Genomic DNA, 25905 nt, shown 5'->3' on the forward strand with positions numbered 1-25905 from the left:
GTGACCCAGTGGGATCAATAATTCCATATATTTTACAAAAGATTATCTTGTTTTTAAGGGGGCAGCGCCATGCCAGTCGCATGAGTTGGAAAGCCTGGCCTGCTTCCTGCGCGTCGCTGGTCGAACCTTTTTGCGACCAGCCGCTTCGCCTTTGCGGGCACATTCGACCGAAATGGGGGCAAGCGCATGGATCGCCCTGCGAACAGCCTTCAAGCTTGGAATATTTAGGGCGTCCAAGCAAGGTTTCGCCCGTTCTTCATTGTGCTCCTTCAAGGCCAAATGGTTTTCTTCGTGGATCATTTTGATCGTCGGCCGATCTGTTCAAAATATCAAAGCCGACTGTCACGATGCACATGCCTTACGCAGCATGAGCTTTAAATTCTCTCCAAAGCAATTCCGCTACGGCGCGGACGATTGGCTTTGGCTGGCGAAACGCATAGATTGTGACGTCAAAGGCAAGATGCGTGTGTGGCAGGTCGATCTCGCACAGCCGCCCTTGCTTTAATTCGTTGGCGATCATGTGGTCCGGCAGGCGGCCCCAGCCAAGGCCCGCGATCAGAAGGTGCTTCTTTGTGTGCAGGTCGCTGACATACCAGCGTCGCTGACCTTTCTGGACGCCAATTTCGCGGTCGAACAGCCCTCCGGCTTGCCCGCTGTCGCTTGCGATGACCTGATGAAAGCGCCGCAGGTCCGAGAGCCGCCTGGGATTGTCCATCTCGGCCCAAAGGGAGGGTGACGTGACATTGCGCAACGTCGAAATCCCGAGGGGGATGTAGTCGAAACCCTCTTCCTCGAGCATGATCGAGGACATTGGCGAAATCGCGATTGCCGCTGTGCCTGATTTTACGGCCTCGATGGCACCGGACAGAACCTCGGGGCGCAAGACCACGCGGGTCTCGGGAAAGTCCGTTTGCAGTTTGCACAAGACGGGGGTCAGCGCGTTGAGGTTGGTGCTGGTATCCACCGCGATCGTGATCGTTTCTTCCTGCCCTTTCTCAAAATGCTGGATCAACTGACCCAGATCCTCCGCCTCCGTTAAAACGCGCAAGGATTGAAGATAGACCCGTTTGCCGACGGGGGTGAGTTCAAGCCGATACCCCGACCGGTCAAACAATTCGGTTCCGGTCTGGAATTCTAGGGCCTTCAACGCCTGGCTGATCGCTGGCTGCGTCCGGTTGAGGCGGTCAGCGGCCGCTTTGACCGAGCCGGTTTCAACAACGGCGCGCAAGACGTTCAGGTGATCGAGTTTCATCAGGCACCAGAGGTTAAGCAATACTTATGTAGATACTAAAAAAGTATAAATATTAATCAAGTTCCGTTTCGCCTATCACCGGATCAACAACCGGAGCAACTCAATGAAACACGTTTCTTTCCAAGAGCCAGCGCAGCCCGATCGGGTCGGCACATTTACAATCGCACGGGCCCTTGCGAACCGGGCTGTTGAACCGTTCGCCCGGCTGCTGTTTGGGGGCGAGGCGATCACCGACCCCGTCGCGATGCGCGGCCCGTTGGTCATGAACAGCGACGGCGATCTTGCGCAAGCGTATCGCGCCGGGAAAGTCGGGCAGATCACCTATCCCGCCGATCACGCTGCCCACAAAACATAGAACAACGCCGCAAGGCCCCCAAGAAGGTTAGAAATCATGCCACAGAAAATTGCCATTGTCGGCGGCGGTTACATAGGCGCCGAACTTGCAAAGTCTCTCGACGACACCGCGGAGGTCACATTGATCGAGCCGCGCAGTCATTTTGTTCACGCACCGGCCATGATCCGCGCGGTTGTCGACCCTACGCTGCTGGATCGCGCGCTTATTCCTTACGGAGGGCTGCTCAGGAATGGCCGGATTGTCGCGGCCAAGGCGACAGGCATCGACGCAAACGGCGTGACCCTGGACAACGGCACGCGGGTAGAGGCGGATCAAATCGTTGTTGCAACCGGATCTGGCAATGCCATGCCCTTCAAGCCAAAAGGCGCCGATATTGCGGGCCTTAGGGCGGACAACCAGCGCATTCACCAGCAACTCAAAACGGCGCGGAGCATCGGCATTGTCGGGGCTGGTGCCGTTGGCACCGAGCTTGCGGGCGAGATCGCCTATGCCATGCCGGACAAGAAGGTGACGTTGATCTCAAGCGACAAGGCGTTGTTCCCGACGATGCCGTCAAAGCTGGGCACCTCTTTGGCTGCGAAGCTGCGCAAGGCTGGTGTGACGCTCATTCTCGGCCAGCGGGCGGAGAACCTGAAAAGCTTGACCGAGCCTTATGCGGGAACCCTGCAACTTTCCGATGGGTCACAGCACGGTTTCGACCTGATCTTTCCGGTTATCGGATCGCGCGCGAATTCCGAGGTGCTTGAAACGCTTGCCGGTGTCCAGAAAACGACGGCAAACCGGATCAAGGTCGACCCGTGGATGCGCCCATCGTCGCTGCCCAATGTTTTCGCGGCGGGCGATGTCGCGGATGCAGGCGACGGGATGACCATTGTGGCCATCAGCCGCCAACTGCCTTGGCTCAAGGCCACATTGTCCGCGTTGGCGAAGGGCAAAAGCATCGAGGACATCAAGCCTTACAAGCCTTGGGGCAGCAAGGCGCCGATCCTTGTGCCACTGGGCCCCAAACAGGGGAATTCCTTCCTCGGCTTCTTCACCGCTGGGGACTTCCTGACCCGCAAGATGAAGGGCGCGGACCTGTTTCTCAAGAAATACGCGAAGCTGCTGAACCGGCCTGAACGCTGATCAGAGCACGACTGAATCAAACTTCCAAAAGGAAAGACCATGGCAATCTCCCGAAGATCCCTTTTGACGTCAACGGCGTTCGGCGCGGGGCTCCTGCTTGTGCCGGGCTTGCGGTCTGTGGCCAGTGCCCAGACCCCGAAACGCGTCATCGGCAACTACGAGGCACCGGGCCTGTATGACCAGGCCGCCCAGGAAGTCGTGACAGACCGCGACGATGGCTATCACAATGACGGAAACCCGCGCCACTACGAGTGGTGGTATTTCGATCTGTTCACCCAGTCAGGGCTCAAGGCCGCGGTGATCCTGATGGACCGCCCGTTGATCATGTTGGACAACCCTGATCTACCGCCGATGTTGATGTTGAACGTCGAACTGCCTGACGGCACCAACCGCGATTTCCAGGTGCCGTTCCCCGGTGTAAACTTCATCGCGGCCGAGGAGCATTGCGACGTAAAGCTGGGCAACAACTGGTGCAAAGGCCGCTACCCGAATTGGCAGCTTCACGCCGAGCATGATGATGTGGTCGTCGACCTTGAGCTTGTCGCCACAGTCGAATCCTGGCGGGCCGGATCTGGTGCGATGTATTTCGACGAGGCGCTGACGGTGTTTAACGCGCATGTCGTGCCAGCCCCGCGCGCAGTTGTGAACGGCACCATTCAGGTCGCGGGCGAAACAATCGCCATCGAGGACGGTCACGGCTATCACGACCACAATTGGGGCAATGCCGGTATCGAAGGTGTTCTCAAGGCGTGGCACTGGGGCCGTGCCGAATGCGGAGATTTCACGCTGAACTTCTCTTATATTCAACACAACGCGGATTACGGCAACAAGGTCGTTTGCAAGTTCATGTTGGCAAAAGACAGTGAAATCCTGCTCAGCACGGGTGAGTTCGAGGACAGTTTCGTTGGCGAAATCCATGTCGGCCCGCAGTCCGGCAACGGCTGGCCTGACGGCTTCCTGATCGAAGCACCCTACAACGGCGACGTGATCCGTATCGAGATTTCGGGCAATCACCTTCTAAGCGATGCGCTCAATTCCGACCAGCAACCGGATGACGAAACCGCACGGCCGGGCTATATCCGTCTTGGCGGCGACATCAGGGTGACGGTGCCACTCGCAGGTGGCACCGAGGTCGCAACCGGCAACATCATCCACGAAATGTCCTTTTCGGAAAGTATCCCCAAAGCGGAAGCAAACTGGCTTTTGTAGGCCCAGGCTCGCCCCCCTTGCGCGCATTCGCCGCAGGGGGGCGTCGGATTGGTGCCGCAACGCGGCGGGAACAGCGGCCACTTGCGCGATGCGCGGGACAAAACGGTTGTGCCGAATGCAAGCGCTGATTGTTGTCTGGCCCTGCTTGTTGGAACGAGCCTTCGTCCGGTGGGGCTGAACTTTTTATCTGCATCAAAGCCTTTACACACGCCGCTTCCCCAAGAGGAGAAGAATTGGAAGATCACCGCAAGAACTGCCAAAGCCAAGTCCAAAGCTGTACCAACCCCGTGTGATCGCGACTGGTGCAATAAAACTCGCTGCACCACGACGGAACGGCGCCATGCCTGCGTATCATACGTAGACTTTGCAGAACTGGCTCAAAACTATGCGTTCACGACTCCTTGTTGCACTATTGCCGTTTGGAACAACCTCTGTCGCCGTTCGGAATTCCCTATGACGGATACCGGTCAGACAGCCTGTTTCAATTTGGACTGCGAAATCGAATGTGCCGCAGCAGGCACGGGATTTGTCGGCAAAGGCGGTCAGCTTTCGGGCACGCCTGCCTGTTTTGCCGTCGATACCGACGGCTTGGTGACCGGCGAAGGTGACACTGCCCAAGCGCCGGCGCCGAAAGCCGCTTGGTCGGGCGGGTCATGTCTCGGACGCTGATGCCGAGTGCTTGCGAAACGACCGATCCCGCGCTGCGCCGCTGTGGCGTGCGCCAATGAAACATTATCGGAGAGCTACATGAAAATCCGCACCGTCCTTTTGACCACTTGCCTTACCGCCTTGCCCGCCTTGGCTCTGGCGGCGGACCGACCCAACATCCTCTTGATCATCGCCGATGACATGGGGCTGGATGCTTCTACCTGCTACGCGGTCGGCCATCAGCAAGCAAGGATGCCCAATATCCAAGCGATGTGCGATAGCGGACTGGTGTTTGACAACGCCTATAGCGCGCCGGTCTGCACGCCTACCCGCGCAACGATCATGACGGGGCAATACAGTTTCCGCACCGGCACGGGCGGGGCCATTCCGCGGGATGGCACCAACGGCTTGTCACCGGATGTAACCAGCCTGTTTGATGTGCTGAAAGATACGGATTACAGCGCGAACCTGATCGGCAAATGGCATTTGGCCGGATCGGATGCAGGCACGAACCACCCGGCCGAGCTGGGCGTTCCGAACTATTGGGGGCTTTACAAAGGCGGTGCCAGCCCCAGCTATTGGGAATGGAGCGGCGTTGACAACGGCACCCCAGTCAATGTTACCGAATACGCCACCACCGCCTTTACCGACCGCGCGATCGGCTGGATCGAGGCGCAGGATACAGAAAAGCCGTGGTTCCTGTGGCTGGCCTATAACGCGCCGCATTCTCCGTTCCACCTGCCGCCCGCGCATTTGCACACGGCGGGCGATCTGCCCACAGATGAAGCCAGCATCGCGGCCGATCCTCTGCCCTATTTCAACGCCATGCTAGAGGCATTGGATACCGAAATCGGTCGTCTGCTCGCCACGCTGGATGACGATACGATTGTCATGTTTATCGGTGACAACGGCTCTCCCAATCAGGTGACGCGTGGGTTTTATGGCGACCACGGTGCCAAGGGCACCATCTATGAAGGCGGCACCCATGTGCCTTTCGTCGTATCCGGGCCGGGTATCCAGCAAGGACGCACGGATGCCCTGTTCCAGACACCGGACCTGTTCACCACCATCGCCGGCATGACCGGGGCCAAGGCCCCTGCCACCGACGGCGTTGACTTCGCGCCGGTTCTGACCGGTGGGACCAGCCAGCGCGACCATTTCTATGTCGAGCATTTCTCGGACTACGAACCCATGCGCAGCGATGTTTATGGCTGGGCGCTTCGGATGGGCGACCACAAGCTGGTCGCTGTCGAAGGGGCCGAACCGGTGCTTTATGACCTTGCCACCGACCCGATGGAGGCCGTCGACCTTCTGGCGGACGGCGTTTCGGATGACGAGGCCGCCATCCGTGACCGCCTGCAATCACGCGTCGATGCGATCCGCGCCAAATAATCCAATCCAACCAAAGGAATTTCGCATGACACGCAAACAAATCCTCATCGCGTTCGCGGCATCGACCTCGATGCTGGCCGCGCAGGCGATGGCGCAAGACTATACCCCTGCGCAAAATTTCTATGACCTGAGCGATCAACCCGAAACCGGGATGTTTGTGCAAGGCGGCTCCAAGCCCGGCGAGGGCGGTGCCCCTCCTCCCAAGGGGGAGGTGCAGATGCAAGAGGTCGTCGTCGGTCCGGCCACGTTCTCGATCAACTATCCCGTGTTCGACAGCTTTGACGCCTTGCCCGACGATGTCGAATACATCCGCGAACCGATCCAAAGCTTCACCCGGCCCGAAGGCGACACCCATTATTACGAGGTTGTGCTGGTCGACAGCATGAACGTCAGCTGGGTGCAGGCCGCCATTCTGGCGCAGGCCGAGGGTGGCTATCTGGCCTCCATCACCACGCCTGAAGAAAACGCCTTTCTGTTCGGTCTGGTGGATGACGACAAATACTATTGGCAGTTCCCCGATGATTATACGTCTGACAGTCACTATCGCATCAAGATCGGCCCGTTCCTTGGCGGCGTGCGCGTGTCGGACACCGAGGACAGTCTCGACGGCTGGCAATGGCTGTCAGGGGAGGAATGGACCTATAGCAACTGGGCGCAAAACCTGAATGACGGCGTCATCGACCGCGATCCCCGCGACAACACCCAGCCGAATGGCAAGGGCAACCAGAACGTCATGGGCTTTGGCGAATTGAACGTGCCTGTGCCCACATGGGGCGACTATTGGGATACCGTCGCCCAATACGGCAAGCGCGGAATGCCCAGCGGATATAACAGGGGCTTCGTCATCGAATATGATGCAATGCCCAATTAGGCGGCATCCAAGCAACGGCGGCCTTCAGCGTTTCAGGTTCCGAGTAGGGCTTTCACTTCAGAAAAGAAGCACTGTCCTGGGGGGCAATCCCCAATGATAACCCATGAGAACCTGTGCGCCTGACGACACTGGTAGCGGGCAGCGGTGACGCTGCCCCCGACTTTTACCCAGCGTGCGGAAAGACGGCTACTTCGTTCCAGCGCTCAAGGACAGGAATCATAAACCGCTTTGGGATCGCGTCGCCTGCCAGAAACGCTTTGATGCACTGATCCGTGGTGCCGAGCCGATCTGTGTCGCAATGCATGACTGGTGCGGACTATCATCGGCAGCGCACCGACTTATGATAAGCCCCGGCGATATCCTTGCCATGACAAAGGACGGCCGACTGACCCGCATCGGAAAATATCGGGGATATGAAGGCTTTGTATCCCCTTTGTTAAAATTGTAAGACGCGGAGCGGTCTTTTGAACGCCCTTAAGCCAAAGGTCAAAGCATCTTTGGAAGACTTGGCAGCAGTTGAACGCCGAACTTGCCAAAGCCCAGATTGCGCCATTCGCCCCGGAAGGTCGCGACCTTGGCGCAGTTTTGGAATGGGAAAGCCTCGAACCGCTTTGGATTAGACGCCCGATCGACGGAGCCCTTCAAAAAACACCCATATAGACCGCCAATCTGGCTATCTTTATGGCTATTTCCGATAGAGCGCCGGCGATCCGATCATGGGTGGTAGAACCCTTCACGACACCGCTTCTAAAAACCGACTTCTGTCGAAAAGTCGGTCTTTAGAAGTCGAACCTCAAACAACCGCGCAGCCGTCCCTAGCCACATTTCGAAAAGCCGCAATCGGCGCAGGTCATGCAGCCTTCGACCATCCGCAGCTCATAGCTGCCACAAGAGGAGCAGGATTTGCCTTTGGGTGTGCCGATGGACACGACATCCGCTTGCGGGTCGGATTTCAGGCCCATGCCTTCGCCTTCGATAAAGCCGATCGCGATCAGGTGGCGTTCGATCACGCCACCGATGGCTGCCAAGATGGACGGGATGTAACGCCCTTCGACCCAGGCACCGCCGCGCGGGTCGAACACGGCTTTCAACTCCTCCACCACGAAAGACACATCGCCCCCGCGCCGGAACACCGCCGAAATCATCCGGGTCAGCGCCACGGTCCATGCAAAATGCTCCATGTTCTTGGAGTTGATGAACACTTCGAACGGGCGGCGGTGGCCGGAAATGATGATGTCATTGATGGTGATATACAGCGCATGCTCCGAGCCGGGCCATTTCACCTTGTAGGTCGACCCTTCCAGCGCCGCCGGGCGATCCAGCGGTTCGGTCAGATAGACGACTTCGGCACCCTGATCGGCCTCGGGCGCCGCCTCGGTGGTTTCGTTGACCGACAGCACCGACCCTGTCACCGCATTGGGGCGATAAGTGGTGCAGCCTTTGCAGCCTTGGTCCCAAGCGGCCATATAGACCTCTTTGAAAGCATCAAAGCTGATATCCTCCGGGCAGTTGATGGTTTTGGAGATGGAACTGTCCACCCATTTCTGCGCAGCGGCCTGCATGCGCACATGGTCCAGCGGCGGCAGCGTTTGCGCATTGACGAAATGGTCGGGCAAAGGCGCATCGCCATGCAGGTCGCGCCACATGCGGACGGCGTAATCCACCACTTCCTCTTCGGTCCGTGACCCGTCCTTTTGCAGCACCTTGCGGGTATAGGCATAGGCAAAGACCGGTTCGATTCCGCTGGAAACATTGCCCGCGTAAAGGCTGATCGTCCCAGTCGGCGCGATGGATGTCAGCAGCGCGTTGCGGATGCCATGGGTGCGGATGGCGTCGCGCACGTCCTCATCCATCGCCTGCATGGTGCCAGAGGCGAGGTATTTTTCGGCGTCAAACAGCGGGAAGGCGCCTTTTTCCTTGGCCAGATCGACCGAGGCCAGATAGGCCGCGCGGGCGATGGCCTTCATCCAGGCTTCGGTCTGTGCGGCGGCAGCTTCGTCGCCATAGCGCAGGCCCAGCATCAGCAAAGCATCGGCCAACCCGGTGACCCCAAGGCCTATACGGCGCTTGGCCTTCGCCTCGGCCTGCTGCTGCGGCAAGGGAAAGCGGCTGACATCGACGACGTTATCCATCATCCGCACCGCCGTCGCGACCAAGGCTTTCAGCGCCTCGGGGTCTAGTTGCGCCTTCGGACCGAACGGATCCGTGACCAGCGTTGCAAGGTTGATCGACCCAAGCAGGCAGGCCCCATAGGGCGGCAAGGGTTGTTCACCGCAGGGGTTGGTGGCAGCGATGGTTTCGCAATAGGACAGGTTGTTGGCCGCATTGATCCGGTCGATGAAAATCACCCCCGGCTCCGCGAAATCATAAGTGTTGCGCATGATCTTGTTCCACAGATCGCGCGCGTTGACGGTGTGATAGACCTTGTTGCCGAACACCAGCTCCCACGGGCCATCCGCCTTGACGGCGGCCATGAACGCATCTGTCACCAGCACCGACAGGTTGAACATCCGCAACCGCGCAGGGTCTTTCTTGGCCTCGATAAAGGCTTCGATATCCGGGTGGTCGCAGCGCATGGTGGCCATCATCGCGCCCCGGCGGCTGCCTGCCGACATGATGGTGCGGCACATCGCATCCCAGACATCCATGAAGGACAAGGGGCCCGAGGCATCTGCGGCCACGCCTTTCACCTCGGCCCCGCGCGGGCGGATGGTGCTGAAATCATAGCCGATGCCGCCGCCTTGCTGCATGGTCAGCGCGGCCTCTTTCAACATATCGAAAATGCCGCCCATATCATCGGGCACCGTGCCCATGACAAAGCAATTGAACAGCGTGACCGACCGCTCGGTCCCCGCCCCTGCCGTGATGCGGCCTGCGGGCAGATATTTGAAATCCTCCAAGGCGGCGTAGAATTTGGATTCCCACTGCGCCGGGTCTGCTTCCCCCGCCGCCAAAGCCCGCGCAATCCGCCGCCATGTATCTTCGACACTGCCGTCAATCGGGGTGCCATCCTGTTGTTTCAGGCGATATTTCATATCCCAGATGGCCTCGGCGATAGGGGCGGAAAAACGGGACATGGGTCGGTCCTTTTGGGTAGATTGGTGGGTATTTAGGGGGTGCTTGCGCGCGAACACACAAAATAGGCCGCAGGGACGAAAAGGTCAAACAATCACTTCACCCTTGCCGCTGCGTCTATCGGGATTATGTTGGGGGCAACCGTGGGGGTGACTTTTGACCGGAACCGTTAATCTGCTGAAACTTTGCGTCGGAACCGAAACGGTAGAGGAGCTTGCCGCGTGGCAAGACCTGCGGCGCAAGCATTGGCCTGATGGCAAGCCGCGCCACATCACCCGCATGTGGCCCAAGCGTGAGGCTGAGGTGCTGAACGGTGGCTCGCTGTATTGGGTGTTCAAAGGTGTGATCCTTGCGCGCCAGCACATCACCGCGCTTGAGGAAGTGCGCGGCGAAGATGGCATCCTGCGCTGTGCCTTGGTGCTGAACCCTGCGCTGCACCGCACCGAAGCCGCCCCCCGCCGCCCGTTTCAAGGCTGGCGCTATCTTTCCCCCGAGGATGCACCGCGCGATCTGCCAAAAGGCCGCAGCGTCGAAGACCCGCTTCCCGCAGACCTGGCCCGCGCGTTGGCCGATATCGGGTTGCGCTGACCGCTTGGCACGCCAGCCAAGGGCGCGACCGCAGCGGGGCCCGCGCCCCGCTGCCCGGCCCAACATTGAGGCGATGGGCGCAGCCCGTCAACGAATGGCGGGAGTGCCCGCCGCTCAGATCTCGGCAGAGACGCCCAGCTTTTGCGCCAAGGCCTGCAAGCTGGCGCGGGTGGTCGCATCCCAATCCGCCGCCTTGGCCGCGAACAACGTGGCTTGGCTGGCATGGATCAACCCATCCGACAGAATTTTCAGGTGGTTCGCGCGCAGCGTTTCCCCCGAGGAGGTGATATCGGCAATTGCCTCGGCAGTCAGGTTTTTCACCGTGCCTTCGGTGGCACCCTGACTGTCGACCAGTTGATAATCCGCCACCTCTTGCGCGGTCAGGAACTCGCGCACCAGCCGGTGATATTTCGTCGCAATCCGCAACCGGAACCCATGCGCCGCGCGAAACGCGGCAGCCGCCGCGTCCAGATCATCCACCGTATCCACGTCAATCCAGGCCACAGGCACCGCGATGATCAGGTCCGCATGGCCAAAGCCAAGCGCGGCCAGTTCCGTCACCTGCATCTGCCAATCGGCCAGTTTGTCGCGCACAAGGTCCGACCCGGTGACGCCCAGATGAATACGCCCCGCCGCCAGTTCACGCGGGATTTCCCCAGCTGAGAGCAGCACAAGCTCTACCCCCGCCACGCCTTCCACTGCGCCTGCATATTCCCGGTCCGACCCGGTGCGCGCCATGGTCACACCGCGCGCGCCGAACCAGTCAAAGGTCTTTTCCATCAGCCGCCCCTTGGACGGCACGCCGATTTTCAGGCTCATGCGATGCCCTCCCGCAGGCTGGCCACCATGGCAGGCCGGATCACCCCGCCCACCGCAGGGATAGAGCGCCCCTGCCCCAGCACCGCCGTGAGCGCGTCATAGCGCCCGCCCGAGGCGACGGGTGGCAGATCGCCCGTGGCGTGAAAACTGAACACGAACCCATCGTAATATTCCATCGACGACCGCCCGTGGCTGGCCGCAAAGGGCAGGTCCGACGGGTTGATGCCATGGCGTTCCAGCGCGTCCAGCCGGGTGGCGAAACGGTCCACGGCGGGTTCAATCGCGGGCAGCATCCCCGTAATCCCACGCAAATGCGACAGAGCCGACCGCGCCGGGGCCTGAAGCGTCAGCAGATCATAGAGCAAGGCCGCCTCGGGGGCTTTCAAGGCTGGCGTTTCGGCATCTTCGATCAAGGCTTCGGCGCGGCTGGCAATCTCGGCCTCGGACCGCAGGCCGGTCATCGGGCCTGCCGCCGCGATCAGATCGGCCACCGCCGCACTGCCCAGCCGCGCCAGCAGGTCGGCGCGGGCTTGAGGCAGCGCCGCGCGGCCCGAAAACCGGTCCAGCAATTTGCGAAAGCGCGCGGGCCGCCAGATATGGCGCAGCAGGGCTGCCTTGCGGCGCGCGCTGGTGGAAAGCCCATGCACCGCCGCCATCAAGATGCCGATATCCCCAGTCGCAGGGCGCAGGCCCAATGGCGCCAGAAGCCCATGAAACAGCGCGAATAATTCGGCATCCGCCGCCTCGGGCGCGGTGCGATCAAACAGCTCGAACCCGACTTGCAAATATTCGCTGGCGCGCGGGCCAAGGTGATCTTGCTTGCGATACACCTCGCCGATGTAGCAATAGCGCGCGGGTTCTGCGCCGTCTTTCATATGCGCCTGGACCACTGGCACCGTGAAATCCGGCCGCAGCATCATTTCGCCGCGCAAAGGGTCATTGGTCACATAGGCACGGGCGCGGATATCCTCGCCGTAAAGGTCCAGCAGGGTTTCGGCGGGCAGCAGCGTGTCTGCCTCTACCGCCACGGCCCCTGCGGCTTTGAAAGCGGCGAACAGCGTTTCCGCCTCGGCGCGGATGGCGGCGCGGCTGGTCATGGGGCCAACATCTTTTTGACTTCGGCCACCAGATCGCGCAGCGGCACCTCGACCTGCGCGGGGCGGTCTTTCCACTCCTCCAGCGTGGCATTTTCGGCGATTTTCGCGCCAAGGATCAGGTCTTTCAGCACCACCACGCCTTTTGCCGCCTCATCCCCGCCTTGGATAATGGCAATGGGGCTGCCGCGTTTATCGGCGTATTTCAACTGGTTGCCGAAACTCTTGGGGTTGCCCAGATACATTTCCGCGCGAATACCCGCGCGGCGCAATTCGCCCACCATGGCCATGTAATCGGCCATACGGTCGCGGTCCATCACCGTGACCACCACGGGGCCTTGGGCGGTGGTTTCCGCCTCCCCCCGCTCCAGCTTTTTCGCGCGAAGGGCGGCGAGCAACCGGTCCACCCCAATGGAGACGCCCGTGGCCGGAACCGCTTGCCCGGTAAACCGCTTCACCAGATCATCATAGCGCCCACCCCCGGCAACAGACCCGAACTGCCGCTTGCGGCCCTTCTCGTCGAGGATTTCAAAGGTGAGTTCAGCTTCATAAACCGGGCCTGTGTAGTAGCCGAGGCCGCGCACGACCGACGGGTCGATGACGATGCGGTCGGGGCCGTAGCCTTGGGCTGCGAGCAGATCGGCGATCATCTCCAACTCCGCAACGCCTTCAGCGCCAATTACCGAAGTTCCAACCAGTGCGCGCAACCGCGCCACGGTTTCTGCCCCATTGGCGCGCTTGGCATCCATAAAGCCCATGATGACCTCAGCGGCATCTGCCCCCAAGCCCGCGCCTTTGGTGAAATCGCCGCTTTCGTCCTTGCGCCCCGCACCCAACAGCGCGCGCACGCCGTCCGGCCCAAGGCGGTCCAGCTTGTCAATCGCGCGCAGCACGATGCCGCGTTCGGCTTCTTTGTCGTCGCCCGACAGGCCCGCAACCTCCAGAACACCATTCAGCACTTTGCGGTTGTTCACCCGGACGATGTAATCGCCCCGCTCAATCCCGACCTCTTCCAAAGCATCGGCCAGCATCGCGCAAATCTCGGCGTCTGCGGCCACGCTCGGTGCGCCCACGGTATCGGCATCGCATTGATAGAATTGACGGAAACGGCCGGGGCCGGGCTTTTCATTGCGCCAGACGGGGCCATAGGCATAGCGGCGATAAGGGGTGGGCAGATCATTGCGGAACTGGGCTGCAACGCGCGCAAGCGGAGCTGTCAGGTCATAGCGCAGGGCCATCCAATCGCCATCTTCATCCTGCCAGCCGAACACGCCTTCATTCGGGCGGTCCACATCGGGCAGGAATTTGCCCAGCGCCTCCACCGTTTCCACGGCGCTGGTTTCCAAGGGGTCAAAGCCATACCGCTCATACACTTGCGAGATTTTGTCCAGCATCGCGCGGCGTTCCACCACATCGGCACCGAAGTAATCGCGAAAGCCTTTCGGCGTTTCGGCGCGTGGTTTGCGGGGTTGTTTGTCTTTGGCCATGGGGAAACCCTTTGCAGCTTATGCGTGGGCGGTGTAGCGGAAGGGGCACGGCGCTTCAAGCGAGGGATGACATGACAGACAGGATTGACGCTTTGGAAGAGCGGGTCGCGCATCTGATCCATACGGTGGACGAGCTTTCGGATGTCGTGGCGCGGCAAGCCGATGAGATTGACCGCCTGACGCGGCGCATGGCCTTGGTGCTGGACCGGATGTCGGGGCCGGATGAAAATGGCGCGGTATTCACCGACCAACGCCCCCCGCATTGGTAGGCCCACATGGCGCGGTTCCGGGTTTGGCTGTGGCGGCTGGCCATGCTGGCAAGCATGGGGATGGCGCTGTTTTTCGCGTGGTTCAGCATCGCCCCGTTTGAGACAGTGGGCGATCCGACATTCGACACGGTGATATGGCGGGCGCGGGCATGGGAAGGCGGGCCTGTGTTTGCCCAGCTTGCCGGGGTGGTCGCGTGGCTGCTTTCTGCGCTGATGGCGGGGCGCTGGGGCCGTGGCCTGCTGTGCCTAAGCGCGGGGGGGATGCAGTTTCTGTGCCTGCTGGCCATGGCCAATGAATATGGCAGCCTGATCCAATACGGCGATCTGCGCGATGCCTATGACATCGCCGCGCATAAGCTGATGGTCAGCCGAGTGCTGACACTTGGCCTTGCGCTTGGCAGCCTTGCCTTGGGGGCCTTGGCCCGCAGCGGGCACGTGCGGGGCTGACGCCCAAGACGCGCGGTCTTGCCATTGCCGCGCCGTGGTGGTCATTTGGCGCAGGAAAGCGCAGGCATATGACCCCCATTCGCATCGGCAAAACCCGGATTGACCCCGCCGCCCTGTTGGCGACATTGGCACTTGGCACCCTTGGTGGCGGGGTCGGGCATCTGCTGGGCCTGCCCTTGGGGTATCTGATGGGGTCTTTGCTGCTGGTGGCGATCTGGTCGGTGCGGGGCTGGCGCGTGCTGGGCCAGCCGATCCACCTGCCGCAACCGCTGCGCATGTGTTTCATCCCGATTGTGGGCGTGGGCATCGGTGGCGCCTTTACCCCCGGCCTGTTCCAAGAGGCGGCGGGGTGGTGGCCCAGCGTGCTTGGCCTGTTCCTCTTTATCCCTTTGGCGCATTTCATCAGCTACCGGATTTACCGCGCGGGCGGTCTGAGCCCGGTGACGGCCTATTTCGGCGGCGTTCCCGGCGGGTTGATTGAAAGCGTGGTGATGGGCGAGGAAGCCGGGGCCGATGTCGCCTTGCTGACGCTGATCCAGTTTCTGCGGCTGATCCTGACCATCGTTTCGGTGCCGCTGATCTTTCTGGCGCTGACGGGGCATAGCGTCGGGTCATCGGCGGGGGTGGCGATGGCAGGGGCGGAAAACCCGTTGGAGGCGCTGGATATTCTGGTGCTGCTGGTTGCGGCGGCGGGTGGCTATGCGCTTGGCCGCGTCTTGCACTTTCCCGCCCCCATCCTGACGGGGCCGCTGGCCGCTTCGGCCCTCGCGCATCTGTTGGGGCTGACGGATGCCGTGCCGCCGGGCTGGACGCTGATCGTTACGCAAATCGTGGTCGGCACGGGGTTGGGTGCGCGGTTTACCGGCATGGGCGGGGCGATGCTGCGGCGCGGGGTGGCGCTGGGGCTGGTGTCGGTAGGGGCCTCGCTGATATTGGCTTTTGCCTTTGCCGAAGTGCTGCATCTGACGGTGGATATGCCCATCGCCGCCGTATTTCTGGCCTTTGCCCCCGGCGGCGTCACGGAAATGAGCCTGATCGCGTTAAGCCTGCATATCAGCGTGGTCTTTGTGTCGCTGCACCATGTCTTACGGATTTTGCTGGCGATCAGCTTTGCCCGGCTCTTTGCCAGCCGCGTGACCAAGGGCTAGGGCCGGGGCTACAGCTCTTCGACCATCACCACGCCTGACATGGCCTTCAGCGCCCCTTTGACCTGCGGCGTCACCGGGTATTCGCTGGGCAGATCGAGATCAATCTCTTGCCCGGTTTCCGCATCCGGCACGCAGATCGTGACCGCCGCGCGGTTGCGCCCGCCATCCTTGGCCACCCGCGCCAGCAGCGCCGCGACCGAGGCCGCCGCATCCGTCTTGTCGATATGAATACGAATAGCCGAACCGCCCGCCTCGGCGGCCACGCTGTCAATCGGTTGCGCCCCGCGGGCCAGCAGTTTCAACGTCTCGCCTTCGAGCGTCGCCTCGACCGTCAGCACAACATTCATGCCGGGTTCCAGCACATCGCGCGCGGCCTCCAGCGTGTCGGAAAACACCGTCACCTCATAAAGCCCTGTCGGATCAGACAGTTGCACAAAGGCAAAGCGATTGCCCCGCGCCGATTTGCGTTCCTGCTTGGAACTGACCGACCCCGCAATCTTGGCCACCATCGCGCCGCCTTCGGCCCGCGCGGTAATTTCGGCCAAGGTGGAAACGCCCTTGCGCTTCAGCGGCACCATGTAATCATCCAGCGGATGGCCCGAGAGGTAAAAGCCGATGGCCTTGTGTTCCTCGGTCAGCCGTTCCACCGGCAACCAGTCATCGCGCGACCCAAGGCGCGGTTCCGGCACATCTTCGCCCGCCTCACCGAACAGGCTGACTTGGTTGGAATTTTTCGCCTCATGGATCGCGGCGGAATAGGCGGCCAGCCCGTCCAGCGCCTCAAACACGCGGGCGCGGTTGGGATCAAGCTTGTCAAAAGCCCCGGCGCGGGCCAGCATTTCCAAGGGCCGCTTGCCCACCCGCTTCAAATCCACCCGCCGCGCGAAATCGAACAGCGTGGCAAAGGGCTTTTCGCCCTGATCGGTCTGGCGGGCCGCGACGATCATCTTCATCGCCTCTACGCCCACGTTTTTCAGCGCGCCCAGCGCATAGACCAGCGCGCCATCCCGCACCGTAAAGGTGGCAAGCGAGGCGTTGACACAAGGCGCAATCGTCTTGATGCCCAGCTTGTCCACCTCGCGCTTGTAGACGGCAAGTTTGTCGGTCAGATGAATATCGCAGTTCATCACACCGGCCATGAATTCAACCGGGTAATTCGCCTTCAGATAAGCCGTTTGATACGACACCACCGCATAGGCCGCCGCGTGGGATTTGTTGAAACCGTAGTTTGCAAATTTCTCCAGCAAGTCAAAGACTTCACCCGCCTTTTTCGCATCGACATTATGGGTTTTCTTGGCACCTTCGATGAATTTCGGGCGTTCCTTCGCCATTTCCTCGGCGATCTTTTTCCCCATCGCGCGGCGCAACAGGTCCGCGCCGCCAAGCGAATATCCCGCCATGACCTGCGCGATCTGCATCACCTGTTCCTGATAGACGATGATGCCTTGGGTTTCGGCCAGCAGATGGTCAATTGTGGGATGAACGGATTCAATCTCGCGCAGGCCGTTCTTCACCTCGCAATAGGTCGGAATATTCTCCATCGGGCCGGGACGATAGAGCGCGACCAAGGCCACGATATCCTCGATGCAGGTCGGTTTCATGCGCCGCAGCGCATCCATCATGCCGCTGGATTCCACCTGAAACACCGCCACGGTTTTGGCGGCAGCATAAAGCTGATAGGTCTTTTCATCATCGAGGGGGATCATGGCAATATCCAGATCCACCCCGCGCAGACGCAACAGGTTCAGCGCCGATTGAATCACCGTCAGCGTTTTCAGGCCCAGAAAGTCAAACTTCACCAATCCCGCCGCTTCGACCCATTTCATGTTGAACTGGGTGGCGGGCATATCGGATTTCGGGTCCTGATACAGCGGCACCAGTTCATCCAAGGGCCTGTCGCCAATCACCACGCCCGCCGCGTGGGTCGATGCGTTGCGCAGCAGGCCTTCGATCTGCTGGCCGTAATTCAGCAGCCGTTCGACCACTTCTTCCTTGGCGGCTTCACGCAGGCGCGGCTCATCCGCCAGCGCCTTGGTGATGGAAACGGGTTTGACCCCTTCGACCGGGATCATCTTGGACAGCCGGTCCACCTGCATGTAAGACATCTGCAAAACCCGGCCCACATCGCGCACCGCAGCCTTGGACAGCAGCGCACCAAAGGTAATGATCTGCCCTACCCGGTCGCGCCCGTATTTTTCCTGCACATATTGAATCACCTCCTCGCGGCGATCCATGCAGAAGTCGATATCGAAGTCGGGCATCGACACCCGTTCCGGGTTCAAAAAGCGTTCGAACAGCAAGCTGTAGCGCAAAGGATCAAGATCGGTGATCGTCAGCGCATAAGCCACCAACGAGCCCGCACCCGACCCCCGCCCCGGCCCTACGGGGATGCCGTTATCCTTGGCCCATTTGATGAAATCAGCCACGATCAGGAAATAGCCGGGGAACTTCATCCCGATGATGATATCCAGCTCAAAATCCAGCCTTGCCTGATAATCCTCGACACTGACCGCATGAGGGATGACCGCCAGCCGCGCCTGCAACCCCTCATTGGCCTGACGGCGCAATTCATTCACCTCATCATCGGCGAATTTGGGCAGGATCGGCGGATGCTTGGCCACTTTGAACGCACAGCGCCGCGCGATCTCAACGGTGTTTTCCAGCGCTTCGGGCAAATCGGCGAACAGGGTCGCCATCTCGGCCTCGGTCTTGAAATAATGCTGCGGGGTCAGGCGGCGGCGGGGTTGTTGCTGATCGACATAGGCGCCTTCGGCAATGCAGATCAGCGCGTCATGCGCCTCATACATCTCGGCCTTGGGGAAATAGACATCATTGGTCGCGACAAGGGGCAGCCCCATGTCATAGGCCATCTCGATAAACCCGCGCTCCGACCCGCGCTCACCTTCGGTCAATTGGCCACCCGCGCCGGGATGGCGCTGCAATTCCACATATAAACGGTCGCCGTAAGCCGCCGCAAGCCGCTGCATCAGCGCGCGCGCCTTGGGAAGTTGCGCGGTTTGCAACAGCTTGCCCACCGGCCCTTCGGCCCCGCCTGTCAGGCAGATCAAACCTTCGGCATGCGCCGCCAACTGCTCCAGCGTGACCTGCGGCAATTGCCCGCCGGTGCCGACATACAGGCAGGTGTTCAGCTTCATCAGATTCATGTAGCCCGCCTGATTTTGCGCCAGCAACACCAGCGGCGCGGGCGCGCGCGGCTTTTCGCCGGGCTGCGGCGGGTCATAGGCCAGACTGATCTGGCAGCCCACAATCGCCTGCACCCCTGCGCCTGCGGCAAGGGTCGAAAATTCCAGCGCCGCGAACATGTTATTGGTATCCGTCACCGCCACGGCAGGCATGTTCTGCCCGGCACACAGGCCGATCAGCTTTTTCAGCGGCACCGCCCCTTCCAGCAAGGAATATTCGGTATGGGTGCGCAGATGGATGAATCGAGGTGCTGTCATGCGGCCCAAGTTAGACAGAACACCGGGCCAGCGAAAGCCATAGCGCCCCGAAGCGGGCAGATTTCTTTCGGCCCAAGCACTGCGCCCGCGCGCGGCCCCGCTGCCGCATTTTCAAGCGAAACCAAAAGCAGTTCCAGTATTTTCAAGCAAGATTGTGTTTGCAATTGACCCCAACCAACGGCTTGATGACAAGTAAGACCTGAGAAAAGAAAAGGCGCATGATCCGCTTTACGCCGCATCGGGCGGGCATGCAGGGGCCTTGGGTGCAACAGAGGGTGGCGGATTTTAAGACATGACGGATATCGCGTTTCACCTGAACGGAACGCCGGTTTGGCTTTCGGATGTCGCGCCGACCCAAACCCTGCTGGACTGGCTGCGCGAAACGCGCGGCCTGAAAGGCACCAAGGAAGGCTGCAACGAAGGCGATTGCGGCGCCTGCACGGTGATCGTCACCGACCAGAACGGCCCCAAGGCGCTGAACGCCTGCATCCTGTTCCTGCCGCAATTGCACGGCAAAGCCATTCGCACCGTTGACGGGCTGACCGCCCCCGATGGCACCCCCCACCCGGTGCAAGAGGCCATGGTCAGCCATCACGGCTCGCAATGCGGCTTTTGCACACCGGGTTTCGTGATGTCGATGGTTGCCGCCCATACCACCGGGCGCAAAGACCATGACACAGCACTTGCCGGAAACCTTTGCCGCTGCACCGGCTACGCCCCGATCATCCGCGCGGCAAAGGCCGCCGAAACCGCCCCTGTCCCCGACTGGCTCAAGGCCGAAACCGACCCTGCTTTCTTTTCGGCACAAATATCCTCGGGGGGGAAGGGCGCGATCGCGCCCGCTGGGGGGGCAGACAGCCCACCCTCCCCCGTTTGCCGCCCGACAACGACGGATGACCTGGCGACCTGGTATGCGGCCAACCCAAACGCAACCCTGATCGCAGGGGCCACCGATGTCGGGCTTTGGGTTACGAAACAGCTCCGCGACCTTGCGCCCGTGGCCTTTCTGGGTGGCATCGCCGAGTTGAAAACTATCCATGACAGCGGGGCGCGTCTGCATGTGGGTGCAGGTGTCACCATCAACCAGCTGATGGAGGCAGTCGCGCCCAGCCTGCCCTCTTTCGCGGAACTGCTGCGCCGCTATGCCAGCGACCAGATCCGCAACGCCGCCACGATCGGTGGCAATATCGCCAATGGCTCACCCATCGGCGATGGCCCGCCCGCGCTGATCGCACTGGGGGCGCGGCTGCATCTGCGGCGCGGGGCGGATCGGCGTGATATGGCACTGGAGGATTTCTTCCTCGATTACCGCAAACAAGATCGCCTGCCGGGCGAATTTGTCGAAGCCGTCAGCTTTTCCCATACCGCCCCTGCTCTGCGCTGCTACAAACTCTCCAAACGCTTTGATCAGGATATTTCCGCCGTCTGCGGTTGCTTCAATGTCACCCTTGAAAACGGCAGCGTGCAATCGGCCCGCATCGCCTTTGGCGGCATGGCGGGCACCCCAAAACGCGCGGCCAAGGCCGAGGCCGCGATGCTGGGCAAACCCTGGAGCATGGAAACCATCATCGCCGCCCGCAGCGCGATGCAAGGCGATTTTACCCCGCTCAGCGATATGCGCGCCTCTGCCGCCTACCGGACAGAGACGGCGGGCAATATGCTGATCCGCTATTTCCATGATCTGTCTGGCTTGCCCGTCAATGTGTTGGAGGTGACGCCATGAGCGTGGGCAAATCTCTGCCGCATGATGCGGCCCCGCTGCATGTCACCGGCGCCGCCCGCTATGTCGATGATATCGACCTGCCCGCAGGCGCGCTGCATCTGGCCTTCGGCCTGTCCACCTACGCGCATGCCGAGATTACGGGCATGGACCTGACTGCGGTGCGCGCCGCCCCCGGTGTGGTGGCGGTTTATGCCGCAGCAGATTTCGACGAGATGCCCGATTGTTCGCCTTCCGCACATGATGAGCCTTTGCTGGCCACCGGAAAGGTGCATTACCTTGGCCAACCGGTGTTTCTGGTGGTGGCCACCAGCCATCTGGCCGCGCGCAAAGCCGCGCGATTGGGGCGGGTGGATTATGCCCCCCTGCCCGCCATCCTGACAGTGGATGACGCGCTGGCGGCGGGGTCGCGCTTCGAATCCGGTCCGGTGGTCTGGACCAAAGGCGATGCGGGGGCGGCCATTGCCGCAGCCCCCCACCGGATCGAAGGCGAAATGGAGATTGGCGGGCAGGAGCATTTTTATCTGGAGGGGCAGATCGCCGCCGCCGTGCCGCAAGAAGGCGGCGATATGTTGATCTATTCCTCGACCCAGCACCCGACCGAGATTCAGCATAAAGTGGCGCATGCGCTGCATATCCCGATGCATGGGGTGCGGGTGGAAACCCGGCGGATGGGTGGCGGTTTTGGTGGCAAGGAAAGCCAAGGCAATGCTTTGGCAATTGCCTGTGCCTGGGCCGCGCGCGATACCGGGCGGCCTTGCAAGATGCGCTATGACCGTGATGATGACATGATGATCACCGGCAAGCGCCACGATCTGCGCATCAGATACCGCGCCGGGTTTGACGGTGAAGGGCGGGTTCTGGGCGTCGATTTCACCCATCTTTTTCGCTGCGGCTGGGCTTTGGATCTGTCGATCCCGGTGGCGGACCGCGCGATGTTGCATGCCGATAATTGCTATCATCTGACCGATGTGCGGATCGAAAGCCACCGCTTGCGCACCAATACCCAAAGCGCCACCGCCTTTCGCGGGTTTGGTGGCCCGCAGGGCATGGTCGGGGTTGAGCGGGTGATGGACCATATCGCCTTTGATCTGGGGCGCGACCCTTTGGCCGTGCGGCGCGCGAATTTTTACGCCGGGATGGCGGTCAGCGGCGGGGGGGCCAGCCCCCCCGCACCCCCCCGGGATATTTATGCCGAAAAGAAAGCGGAAGATCAGGATCTGGCCTCGCGGGCCGCTGTTGAGGCGGTATCGGGTGGGGCGGATGTGCCGGTGCCTTTGGGTGTGCAGACAACGCCTTATCATATGCCGGTTGTGGATTTCATCGGGCATGAGCTGGTGGCGGCGCTGGAAGCCTCGGCCGAGTATACTGCGCGGCGGGGCGCGATTGCAGAGTGGAACGCGCGCAGCCCGATTTTGAAGCGCGGGATGGCTTTGACGCCGGTGAAGTTCGGGATTTCCTTTACGCTGACGCATCTTAATCAGGCCGGGGCTTTGGTGCATGTTTATCAGGATGGGTCTATTCATCTGAACCATGGCGGCACTGAAATGGGGCAAGGCTTGTTTCAGAAAGTGGCCCAAGTGGCGGCGGGGGTGTTTGGTGTCGGTTTGGAGGCGGTGAAGATTACCGCAACCGATACCGGCAAAGTGCCCAATACCAGTGCCACGGCGGCCTCCTCCGGGTCGGATTTGAACGGGATGGCGGCGCAGGTGGCTTGTGTGACCATCCGCGACCGGATGGCGGCGTTTCTGGCCGGGCAGCATCAGGTGCCACCAGATGCGGTGCGCTTTGAAGGCGGTCGGGTTTTCGTGGCCGGGGCCAGTTACAGTTTTGCCGAAGCCGCAGCGAAGTCCTATGCCGGGCGGGTGGCGCTGTCTTCGACCGGGTTTTACGCCACGCCCAAGATCACCTGGGACCGTGCGGCGGGCCGGGGGCGGCCGTTTTACTATTTCGCCTATGGTGCGGCCGTGACCGAAGTGGTGATTGACACGCTGACCGGGGAAAACCGCATCCTGCGGGCCGACTTGCTGCATGATACCGGGACCAGCCTGAACCCGGCCTTGGACATCGGCCAGATTGAGGGCGCCTATGTGCAAGGGGCAGGCTGGTTGACGATGGAAGAACTGGTTTGGGATGACAAGGGCGCCTTGCGGACCCATGCGCCCAGCACCTACAAGATCCCGGCCTGTTCGGACCGCCCGCCTGTGTTCAACGTGGCCCTTTGGGGGGCGGAGAATCCGGAAGCCACGGTAGGAAAATCCAAGGCCGTGGGCGAACCGCCCTTTATGCTGGGGATTTCGGCGCTGATGGCTTTGTCGGATGCGGTGGCGGCTTGTGGCGATGGGTCGCGCTATGTGGCCCTGGATGCGCCTGCCACGCCGGAGCGGATTTTGGCCGCGATCAACAGGCAGCGCGATGTTTGATCTGGCGGCACTGACAGCCGCGGTGGCGGCGCATGGCACGGTGGCCCGGGTTGTGGTGGCGGGGTATCAAGGCTCCTCTCCGCGTGAGGTGGGGGCGGCGATGCTGGTCTGGGACGCGAAGGGTTTGGGGCCGGGGCAAAGCGGCACCATTGGCGGCGGGGCGCTGGAATTTGCGGCAGCGGCGGAGGCGCGGGCCATGTTGGCGCAGGCCGTCTTGGCGCGGGCCGTGCCCCCAGCGCGGCTGAGCCGCGAGGCCTTGGGGCCGAAGCTGGGCCAATGCTGCGGCGGTGTGGTGATGCTGCTGACCGAGGTTTATGATGCCGCAGGGGTGGCGGCGCTTTCGGGCGATGTGGTGGCGCGCGGGGTTGACGGCACAGCGATGCCTTTGGCGGTAAAGCGGATTTTGGCGGCGGCGCGCGGGGCGGGTGTGTTGCCTGCGCCGGGGCTGGTGCAGGGGTGGATGGTGGAACCTGTGGCGCGCCCAACCCGGCAGCTATGGGTTTGGGGTGCGGGCCATGTGGGGCGCGCAGTTGTGGCGGTGCTGGCCCCTTTGCCAGAGTTTGCGGTGACATGGGTGGATGTGGCGGCAGATCGCTTTCCCGCCGATCTGCATGATGGCGTGACCATGTTGCCCGCCGCTGACCCGGCGGTTTTGGCGCAGCACGCCCCGCCGGGGGCCGAGCATCTGATCCTGACCTATTCGCATGTGCTGGACCTTGCGCTGTGTGATGCGCTGTTGCGGCGCGGATTTGCGCGCTGTGGTCTGATCGGGTCCAAGACCAAATGGGCAAGGTTTCGGGCGCGCCTCGCTGCGCTTGGGCATGGCGCTGGGGCGATTGCCCGCATAGACTGCCCGATAGGGGAAACCGCCCTTGGCAAGCATCCGCAGGCCATTGCAATCGGGGTGGCCGCCGCCTTGCTGCGGGCGGCCCCGGCTGAACAAAGACAGGAGACGCGCGCATGACCGACCCCGCCCCAGACCTGCTGCGCATCGAAGGTTTGACCAAGACCTATCCCGGCGTGGTCGCCAATGACGACGTGTCCTTTGCCATTTCCAAAGGCGAGATTCATGCGCTGCTGGGGGAAAACGGGGCCGGGAAATCTACGCTGGTCAAGATGATTTACGGCTTGGTGAAGCCCGATCGTGGCGGCATGGTGTTGCACGGCCAAGCCTTTGCCCCGACCCGCCCCAGTGCGGCGCGGGCGGCAGGTGTGGCGATGGTGTTTCAGCATTTCAGCCTGTTTGAGGCGCTGAACGTGGCCGAAAACGTCGCGCTTGGCATGGAAAGCCCGCCCCCCATGCGCGAATTGGCGGCGCGTATCCGGGCCGTGTCAGAGGATTATGGCCTGCCCTTGGACCCGGCGCGGATGGTGGGCGATCTGTCGGCGGGCGAACGCCAGAGGGTAGAAATTGTGCGCTGTTTGCTGCAAGACCCCAAGCTGTTGATCATGGATGAGCCAACCAGCGTGCTGACCCCGCAAGAGGTGGACATCCTGTTCCAGACCCTGCGCAAGCTGTCGGCCGAAGGCACGGCGATCCTGTATATCAGCCACAAACTGGAGGAGATCCGCGCGCTCTGTGATGAGGCGACGATCTTGCGCCGGGGCAAGGTGGTGGGCAGTTGCACGCCGCGCGATGTCTCGGCCCGTGAGATGGCGGAGATGATGGTGGGCGCGGTGCTGACCCCGCCTGCGCGGGCGGCCCGCCGCGATTGGGGCGATGCGCAGCCCGCGCTGGCGGTTGCGGGCTTGTCGGTCGCCTCGCCCATTCCTTTTGGCACCTCGCTGAAAGAGGTGGGCTTTACCGTGCAGCGCGGCGAGGTCTTGGGTATCGCCGGGGTTGCGGGCAACGGGCAGGACGAGTTGCTGCTGGCGCTGTCGGGTGAATTGCGCTGCGCGCCGGGCATGGTGCAATGCTTTGGCAAGCCGATTGGCCATCTGGGCCCGAATGAGCGCCGCGCGATGGGCTTTGTGGCCGCGCCCGAGGACAGGCTTGGCCATGCCGCCGCCCCGGATATGAGCCTTGTGGAAAACGCTTTTTTGTCGGGATCGGTGCGCAAAGGCTTGACGCGTAACGGGTTTATCGACTGGGCGCGCGCCAAGACCTGGGCCGAGGAGGTGGTGGCGCAATATGACGTGCGCACCCCCGGCACCTGGGTCGCGGCCCGCGCGCTGTCGGGCGGGAATTTGCAGAAATTCCTGATGGGCCGGGAATTGAGCCAGAGCCCGGAAGTGGTGATCATCAACCAACCGACATGGGGCGTGGATGCCGCCGCCGCCGCCTTTATCCGGCAAGAGATTTTGAACCGGGCGCAGGACGGGGCGGCTGTGGTGGTGATCAGTCAGGATCTGGATGATCTGCTGGAAGTGTCGGACCGCTTCGCTGCCTTGAACGAAGGCCGCCTGACGCCTGCGCGCCCCACCGAAGGGCTGACGGTGGAGGAGATCGGGTTGATGATGGGCGGGGCGCATGGGATGGAGGTGGCGCATCATGGCTGAGCCTTCGCGCGTGACCTGCCGTT

Annotated in this window: 21 protein-coding genes; 14 read left to right on the top strand and 7 right to left on the bottom strand. The window is 61.6% G+C overall.

All coding sequences use genetic code 11. The features are described 5' to 3' along the window. Positions 1–42 precede the first annotated feature (42 nt). Both EGN72_RS19145 and EGN72_RS06630 read right to left on the bottom strand, forming a co-directional pair. Entirely contained in the window at positions 43–300 is a 258-nt protein-coding gene (locus tag EGN72_RS19145; protein WP_158623152.1) for a hypothetical protein, read from the bottom strand. A gap of 58 nt (positions 301–358) precedes the next feature. Beyond that, positions 359–1252, bottom strand: coding sequence for a LysR family transcriptional regulator (locus tag EGN72_RS06630; protein ID WP_127045874.1), 894 nt, complete (start codon positions 1250–1252; stop codon positions 359–361). 103 nt (positions 1253–1355) lie between these two features. Here EGN72_RS06630 and EGN72_RS06635 point away from each other — a divergent pair, with 103 nt between their 5' ends. The 6 genes from EGN72_RS06635 (at position 1356) to EGN72_RS06660 (ending at position 6852) form a co-directional block, all read left to right on the top strand. Then, positions 1356–1607, top strand: coding sequence for a pirin-like C-terminal cupin domain-containing protein (locus tag EGN72_RS06635; RefSeq protein WP_127045875.1), 252 nt, complete (start codon positions 1356–1358; stop codon positions 1605–1607). A gap of 36 nt (positions 1608–1643) precedes the next feature. Beyond that, positions 1644–2732: an NAD(P)/FAD-dependent oxidoreductase gene (locus EGN72_RS06640; RefSeq protein WP_127045876.1), complete on the top strand. Its 1089-nt coding sequence runs from the start codon at positions 1644–1646 to the stop codon at positions 2730–2732. 63 nt (positions 2733–2795) lie between these two features. Beyond that, on the top strand, positions 2796–3941 hold the full coding sequence (locus EGN72_RS06645) for a hypothetical protein (protein ID WP_233587056.1): 1146 nt from the start codon (positions 2796–2798) through the stop codon (positions 3939–3941). A gap of 48 nt (positions 3942–3989) precedes the next feature. Then, positions 3990–4610, top strand: coding sequence for a hypothetical protein (locus EGN72_RS19465; protein WP_127045878.1), 621 nt, complete (start codon positions 3990–3992; stop codon positions 4608–4610). Positions 4611–4688: 78 nt separating this feature from the next. Beyond that, positions 4689–5981, top strand: coding sequence for a sulfatase-like hydrolase/transferase (locus tag EGN72_RS06655; protein WP_127045879.1), 1293 nt, complete (start codon positions 4689–4691; stop codon positions 5979–5981). 25 nt (positions 5982–6006) lie between these two features. Beyond that, positions 6007–6852, top strand: a complete 846-nt coding sequence (locus EGN72_RS06660) for a hypothetical protein (RefSeq protein ID WP_127045880.1) — start codon at positions 6007–6009, stop codon at positions 6850–6852. Between the two features lie 815 nt (positions 6853–7667). On the opposite strand, the gene EGN72_RS06665 is transcribed toward EGN72_RS06660, so the two are convergent. Then, positions 7668–9929 (bottom strand): adenosylcobalamin-dependent ribonucleoside-diphosphate reductase, encoded by a 2262-nt coding sequence (locus EGN72_RS06665; protein ID WP_127045881.1) that lies wholly within the window; start codon positions 9927–9929, stop codon positions 7668–7670. 154 nt (positions 9930–10083) lie between these two features. Here EGN72_RS06665 and EGN72_RS06670 point away from each other — a divergent pair, with 154 nt between their 5' ends. Beyond that, a complete protein-coding gene (locus EGN72_RS06670; protein ID WP_127045882.1) occupies positions 10084–10515 on the top strand; it encodes a DUF1489 family protein in 432 nt (143 codons plus the stop codon). Positions 10516–10629: 114 nt separating this feature from the next. On the opposite strand, the gene hisG is transcribed toward EGN72_RS06670, so the two are convergent. The 3 genes from hisG to hisS are packed head-to-tail and all read right to left on the bottom strand — an operon-like array spanning position 10630 to position 13915. Next, on the bottom strand, positions 10630–11334 hold the full coding sequence (gene hisG / locus EGN72_RS06675) for an ATP phosphoribosyltransferase (RefSeq protein WP_127045883.1): 705 nt from the start codon (positions 11332–11334) through the stop codon (positions 10630–10632). Further along, a complete protein-coding gene (locus tag EGN72_RS06680) occupies positions 11331–12431 on the bottom strand; it encodes an ATP phosphoribosyltransferase regulatory subunit (protein ID WP_127045884.1) in 1101 nt (366 codons plus the stop codon). The genes hisG and EGN72_RS06680 overlap by 4 nt, the downstream gene beginning before the upstream one ends. Continuing rightward, a complete protein-coding gene (gene hisS / locus EGN72_RS06685; protein ID WP_127045885.1) occupies positions 12428–13915 on the bottom strand; it encodes a histidine--tRNA ligase in 1488 nt (495 codons plus the stop codon). The genes EGN72_RS06680 and hisS overlap by 4 nt, the downstream gene beginning before the upstream one ends. Positions 13916–13986: 71 nt before the next feature. Here hisS and EGN72_RS06690 point away from each other — a divergent pair, with 71 nt between their 5' ends. The 3 genes from EGN72_RS06690 (at position 13987) to EGN72_RS06700 (ending at position 15779) form a co-directional block, all read left to right on the top strand. Further along, complete coding sequence (locus EGN72_RS06690; protein ID WP_199743715.1) at positions 13987–14184, top strand: SlyX family protein; 198 nt, start codon at positions 13987–13989, stop codon at positions 14182–14184. Positions 14185–14190: 6 nt separating this feature from the next. Beyond that, positions 14191–14631 (top strand): hypothetical protein, encoded by a 441-nt coding sequence (locus EGN72_RS06695; RefSeq protein WP_127045886.1) that lies wholly within the window; start codon positions 14191–14193, stop codon positions 14629–14631. A 68-nt stretch (positions 14632–14699) separates the two neighbouring features. Next, on the top strand, positions 14700–15779 hold the full coding sequence (locus EGN72_RS06700; RefSeq protein WP_127045887.1) for an AbrB family transcriptional regulator: 1080 nt from the start codon (positions 14700–14702) through the stop codon (positions 15777–15779). Between the two features lie 8 nt (positions 15780–15787). Here EGN72_RS06700 and dnaE read toward each other — a convergent pair whose 3' ends face one another. Continuing rightward, positions 15788–19240: a DNA polymerase III subunit alpha gene (gene dnaE / locus EGN72_RS06705; RefSeq protein WP_127045888.1), complete on the bottom strand. Its 3453-nt coding sequence runs from the start codon at positions 19238–19240 to the stop codon at positions 15788–15790. Positions 19241–19532: 292 nt separating this feature from the next. On the opposite strand from dnaE, the gene xdhA reads away from it, so the two are divergent. Genes xdhA through EGN72_RS06725 form a run of 4 tightly spaced genes read left to right on the top strand, consistent with a single transcriptional unit; the run spans position 19533 to position 25882 of the window. Beyond that, positions 19533–20963: a xanthine dehydrogenase small subunit gene (gene xdhA, locus EGN72_RS06710; RefSeq protein ID WP_127045889.1), complete on the top strand. Its 1431-nt coding sequence runs from the start codon at positions 19533–19535 to the stop codon at positions 20961–20963. Beyond that, positions 20960–23383, top strand: coding sequence for a xanthine dehydrogenase molybdopterin binding subunit (gene xdhB, locus EGN72_RS06715; RefSeq protein WP_127045890.1), 2424 nt, complete (start codon positions 20960–20962; stop codon positions 23381–23383). Before xdhA ends, xdhB begins: the two co-directional genes overlap by 4 nt. After that, a complete protein-coding gene (gene xdhC / locus EGN72_RS06720) occupies positions 23376–24347 on the top strand; it encodes a xanthine dehydrogenase accessory protein XdhC (protein ID WP_127045891.1) in 972 nt (323 codons plus the stop codon). Before xdhB ends, xdhC begins: the two co-directional genes overlap by 8 nt. Then, positions 24344–25882, top strand: coding sequence for an ABC transporter ATP-binding protein (locus tag EGN72_RS06725; protein ID WP_127045892.1), 1539 nt, complete (start codon positions 24344–24346; stop codon positions 25880–25882). The genes xdhC and EGN72_RS06725 overlap by 4 nt, the downstream gene beginning before the upstream one ends. The last annotated feature ends 23 nt before the right edge of the window (positions 25883–25905 follow it).

Origin of the sequence: Pseudorhodobacter sp. E13, assembly GCF_003991405.1 — a bacterium.
In the GTDB taxonomy this organism is placed as follows: domain Bacteria; phylum Pseudomonadota; class Alphaproteobacteria; order Rhodobacterales; family Rhodobacteraceae; genus Pseudorhodobacter.

Bases quoted from the DNA above. Each gene is read 5' to 3' on its own strand.
- EGN72_RS19145 (WP_158623152.1), bottom strand. From the start codon at position 300: ATGATCCACGAAGAAAACCATTTGGCCTTGAAGGAGCACAATGAAGAA.
- EGN72_RS06660 (WP_127045880.1), top strand. From the start codon at position 6,007: ATGACACGCAAACAAATCCTCATCGCGTTCGCGGCATCGACCTCGATG.
- xdhB (WP_127045890.1), top strand. From the start codon at position 20,960: ATGAGCGTGGGCAAATCTCTGCCGCATGATGCGGCCCCGCTGCATGTC.
- xdhC (WP_127045891.1), top strand. From the start codon at position 23,376: ATGTTTGATCTGGCGGCACTGACAGCCGCGGTGGCGGCGCATGGCACG.
- EGN72_RS06655 (WP_127045879.1), top strand. From the start codon at position 4,689: ATGAAAATCCGCACCGTCCTTTTGACCACTTGCCTTACCGCCTTGCCC.
- xdhA (WP_127045889.1), top strand. From the start codon at position 19,533: ATGACGGATATCGCGTTTCACCTGAACGGAACGCCGGTTTGGCTTTCG.
- EGN72_RS06680 (WP_127045884.1), bottom strand. From the start codon at position 12,431: ATGACCAGCCGCGCCGCCATCCGCGCCGAGGCGGAAACGCTGTTCGCC.
- EGN72_RS06725 (WP_127045892.1), top strand. From the start codon at position 24,344: ATGACCGACCCCGCCCCAGACCTGCTGCGCATCGAAGGTTTGACCAAG.
- dnaE (WP_127045888.1), bottom strand. From the start codon at position 19,240: ATGACAGCACCTCGATTCATCCATCTGCGCACCCATACCGAATATTCC.
- EGN72_RS06640 (WP_127045876.1), top strand. From the start codon at position 1,644: ATGCCACAGAAAATTGCCATTGTCGGCGGCGGTTACATAGGCGCCGAA.
- hisS (WP_127045885.1), bottom strand. From the start codon at position 13,915: ATGGCCAAAGACAAACAACCCCGCAAACCACGCGCCGAAACGCCGAAA.
- EGN72_RS06700 (WP_127045887.1), top strand. From the start codon at position 14,700: ATGACCCCCATTCGCATCGGCAAAACCCGGATTGACCCCGCCGCCCTG.
- EGN72_RS06690 (WP_199743715.1), top strand. From the start codon at position 13,987: ATGACAGACAGGATTGACGCTTTGGAAGAGCGGGTCGCGCATCTGATC.
- EGN72_RS06665 (WP_127045881.1), bottom strand. From the start codon at position 9,929: ATGTCCCGTTTTTCCGCCCCTATCGCCGAGGCCATCTGGGATATGAAA.
- EGN72_RS06635 (WP_127045875.1), top strand. From the start codon at position 1,356: ATGAAACACGTTTCTTTCCAAGAGCCAGCGCAGCCCGATCGGGTCGGC.
- EGN72_RS06695 (WP_127045886.1), top strand. From the start codon at position 14,191: ATGGCGCGGTTCCGGGTTTGGCTGTGGCGGCTGGCCATGCTGGCAAGC.
- hisG (WP_127045883.1), bottom strand. From the start codon at position 11,334: ATGAGCCTGAAAATCGGCGTGCCGTCCAAGGGGCGGCTGATGGAAAAG.
- EGN72_RS06630 (WP_127045874.1), bottom strand. From the start codon at position 1,252: ATGAAACTCGATCACCTGAACGTCTTGCGCGCCGTTGTTGAAACCGGC.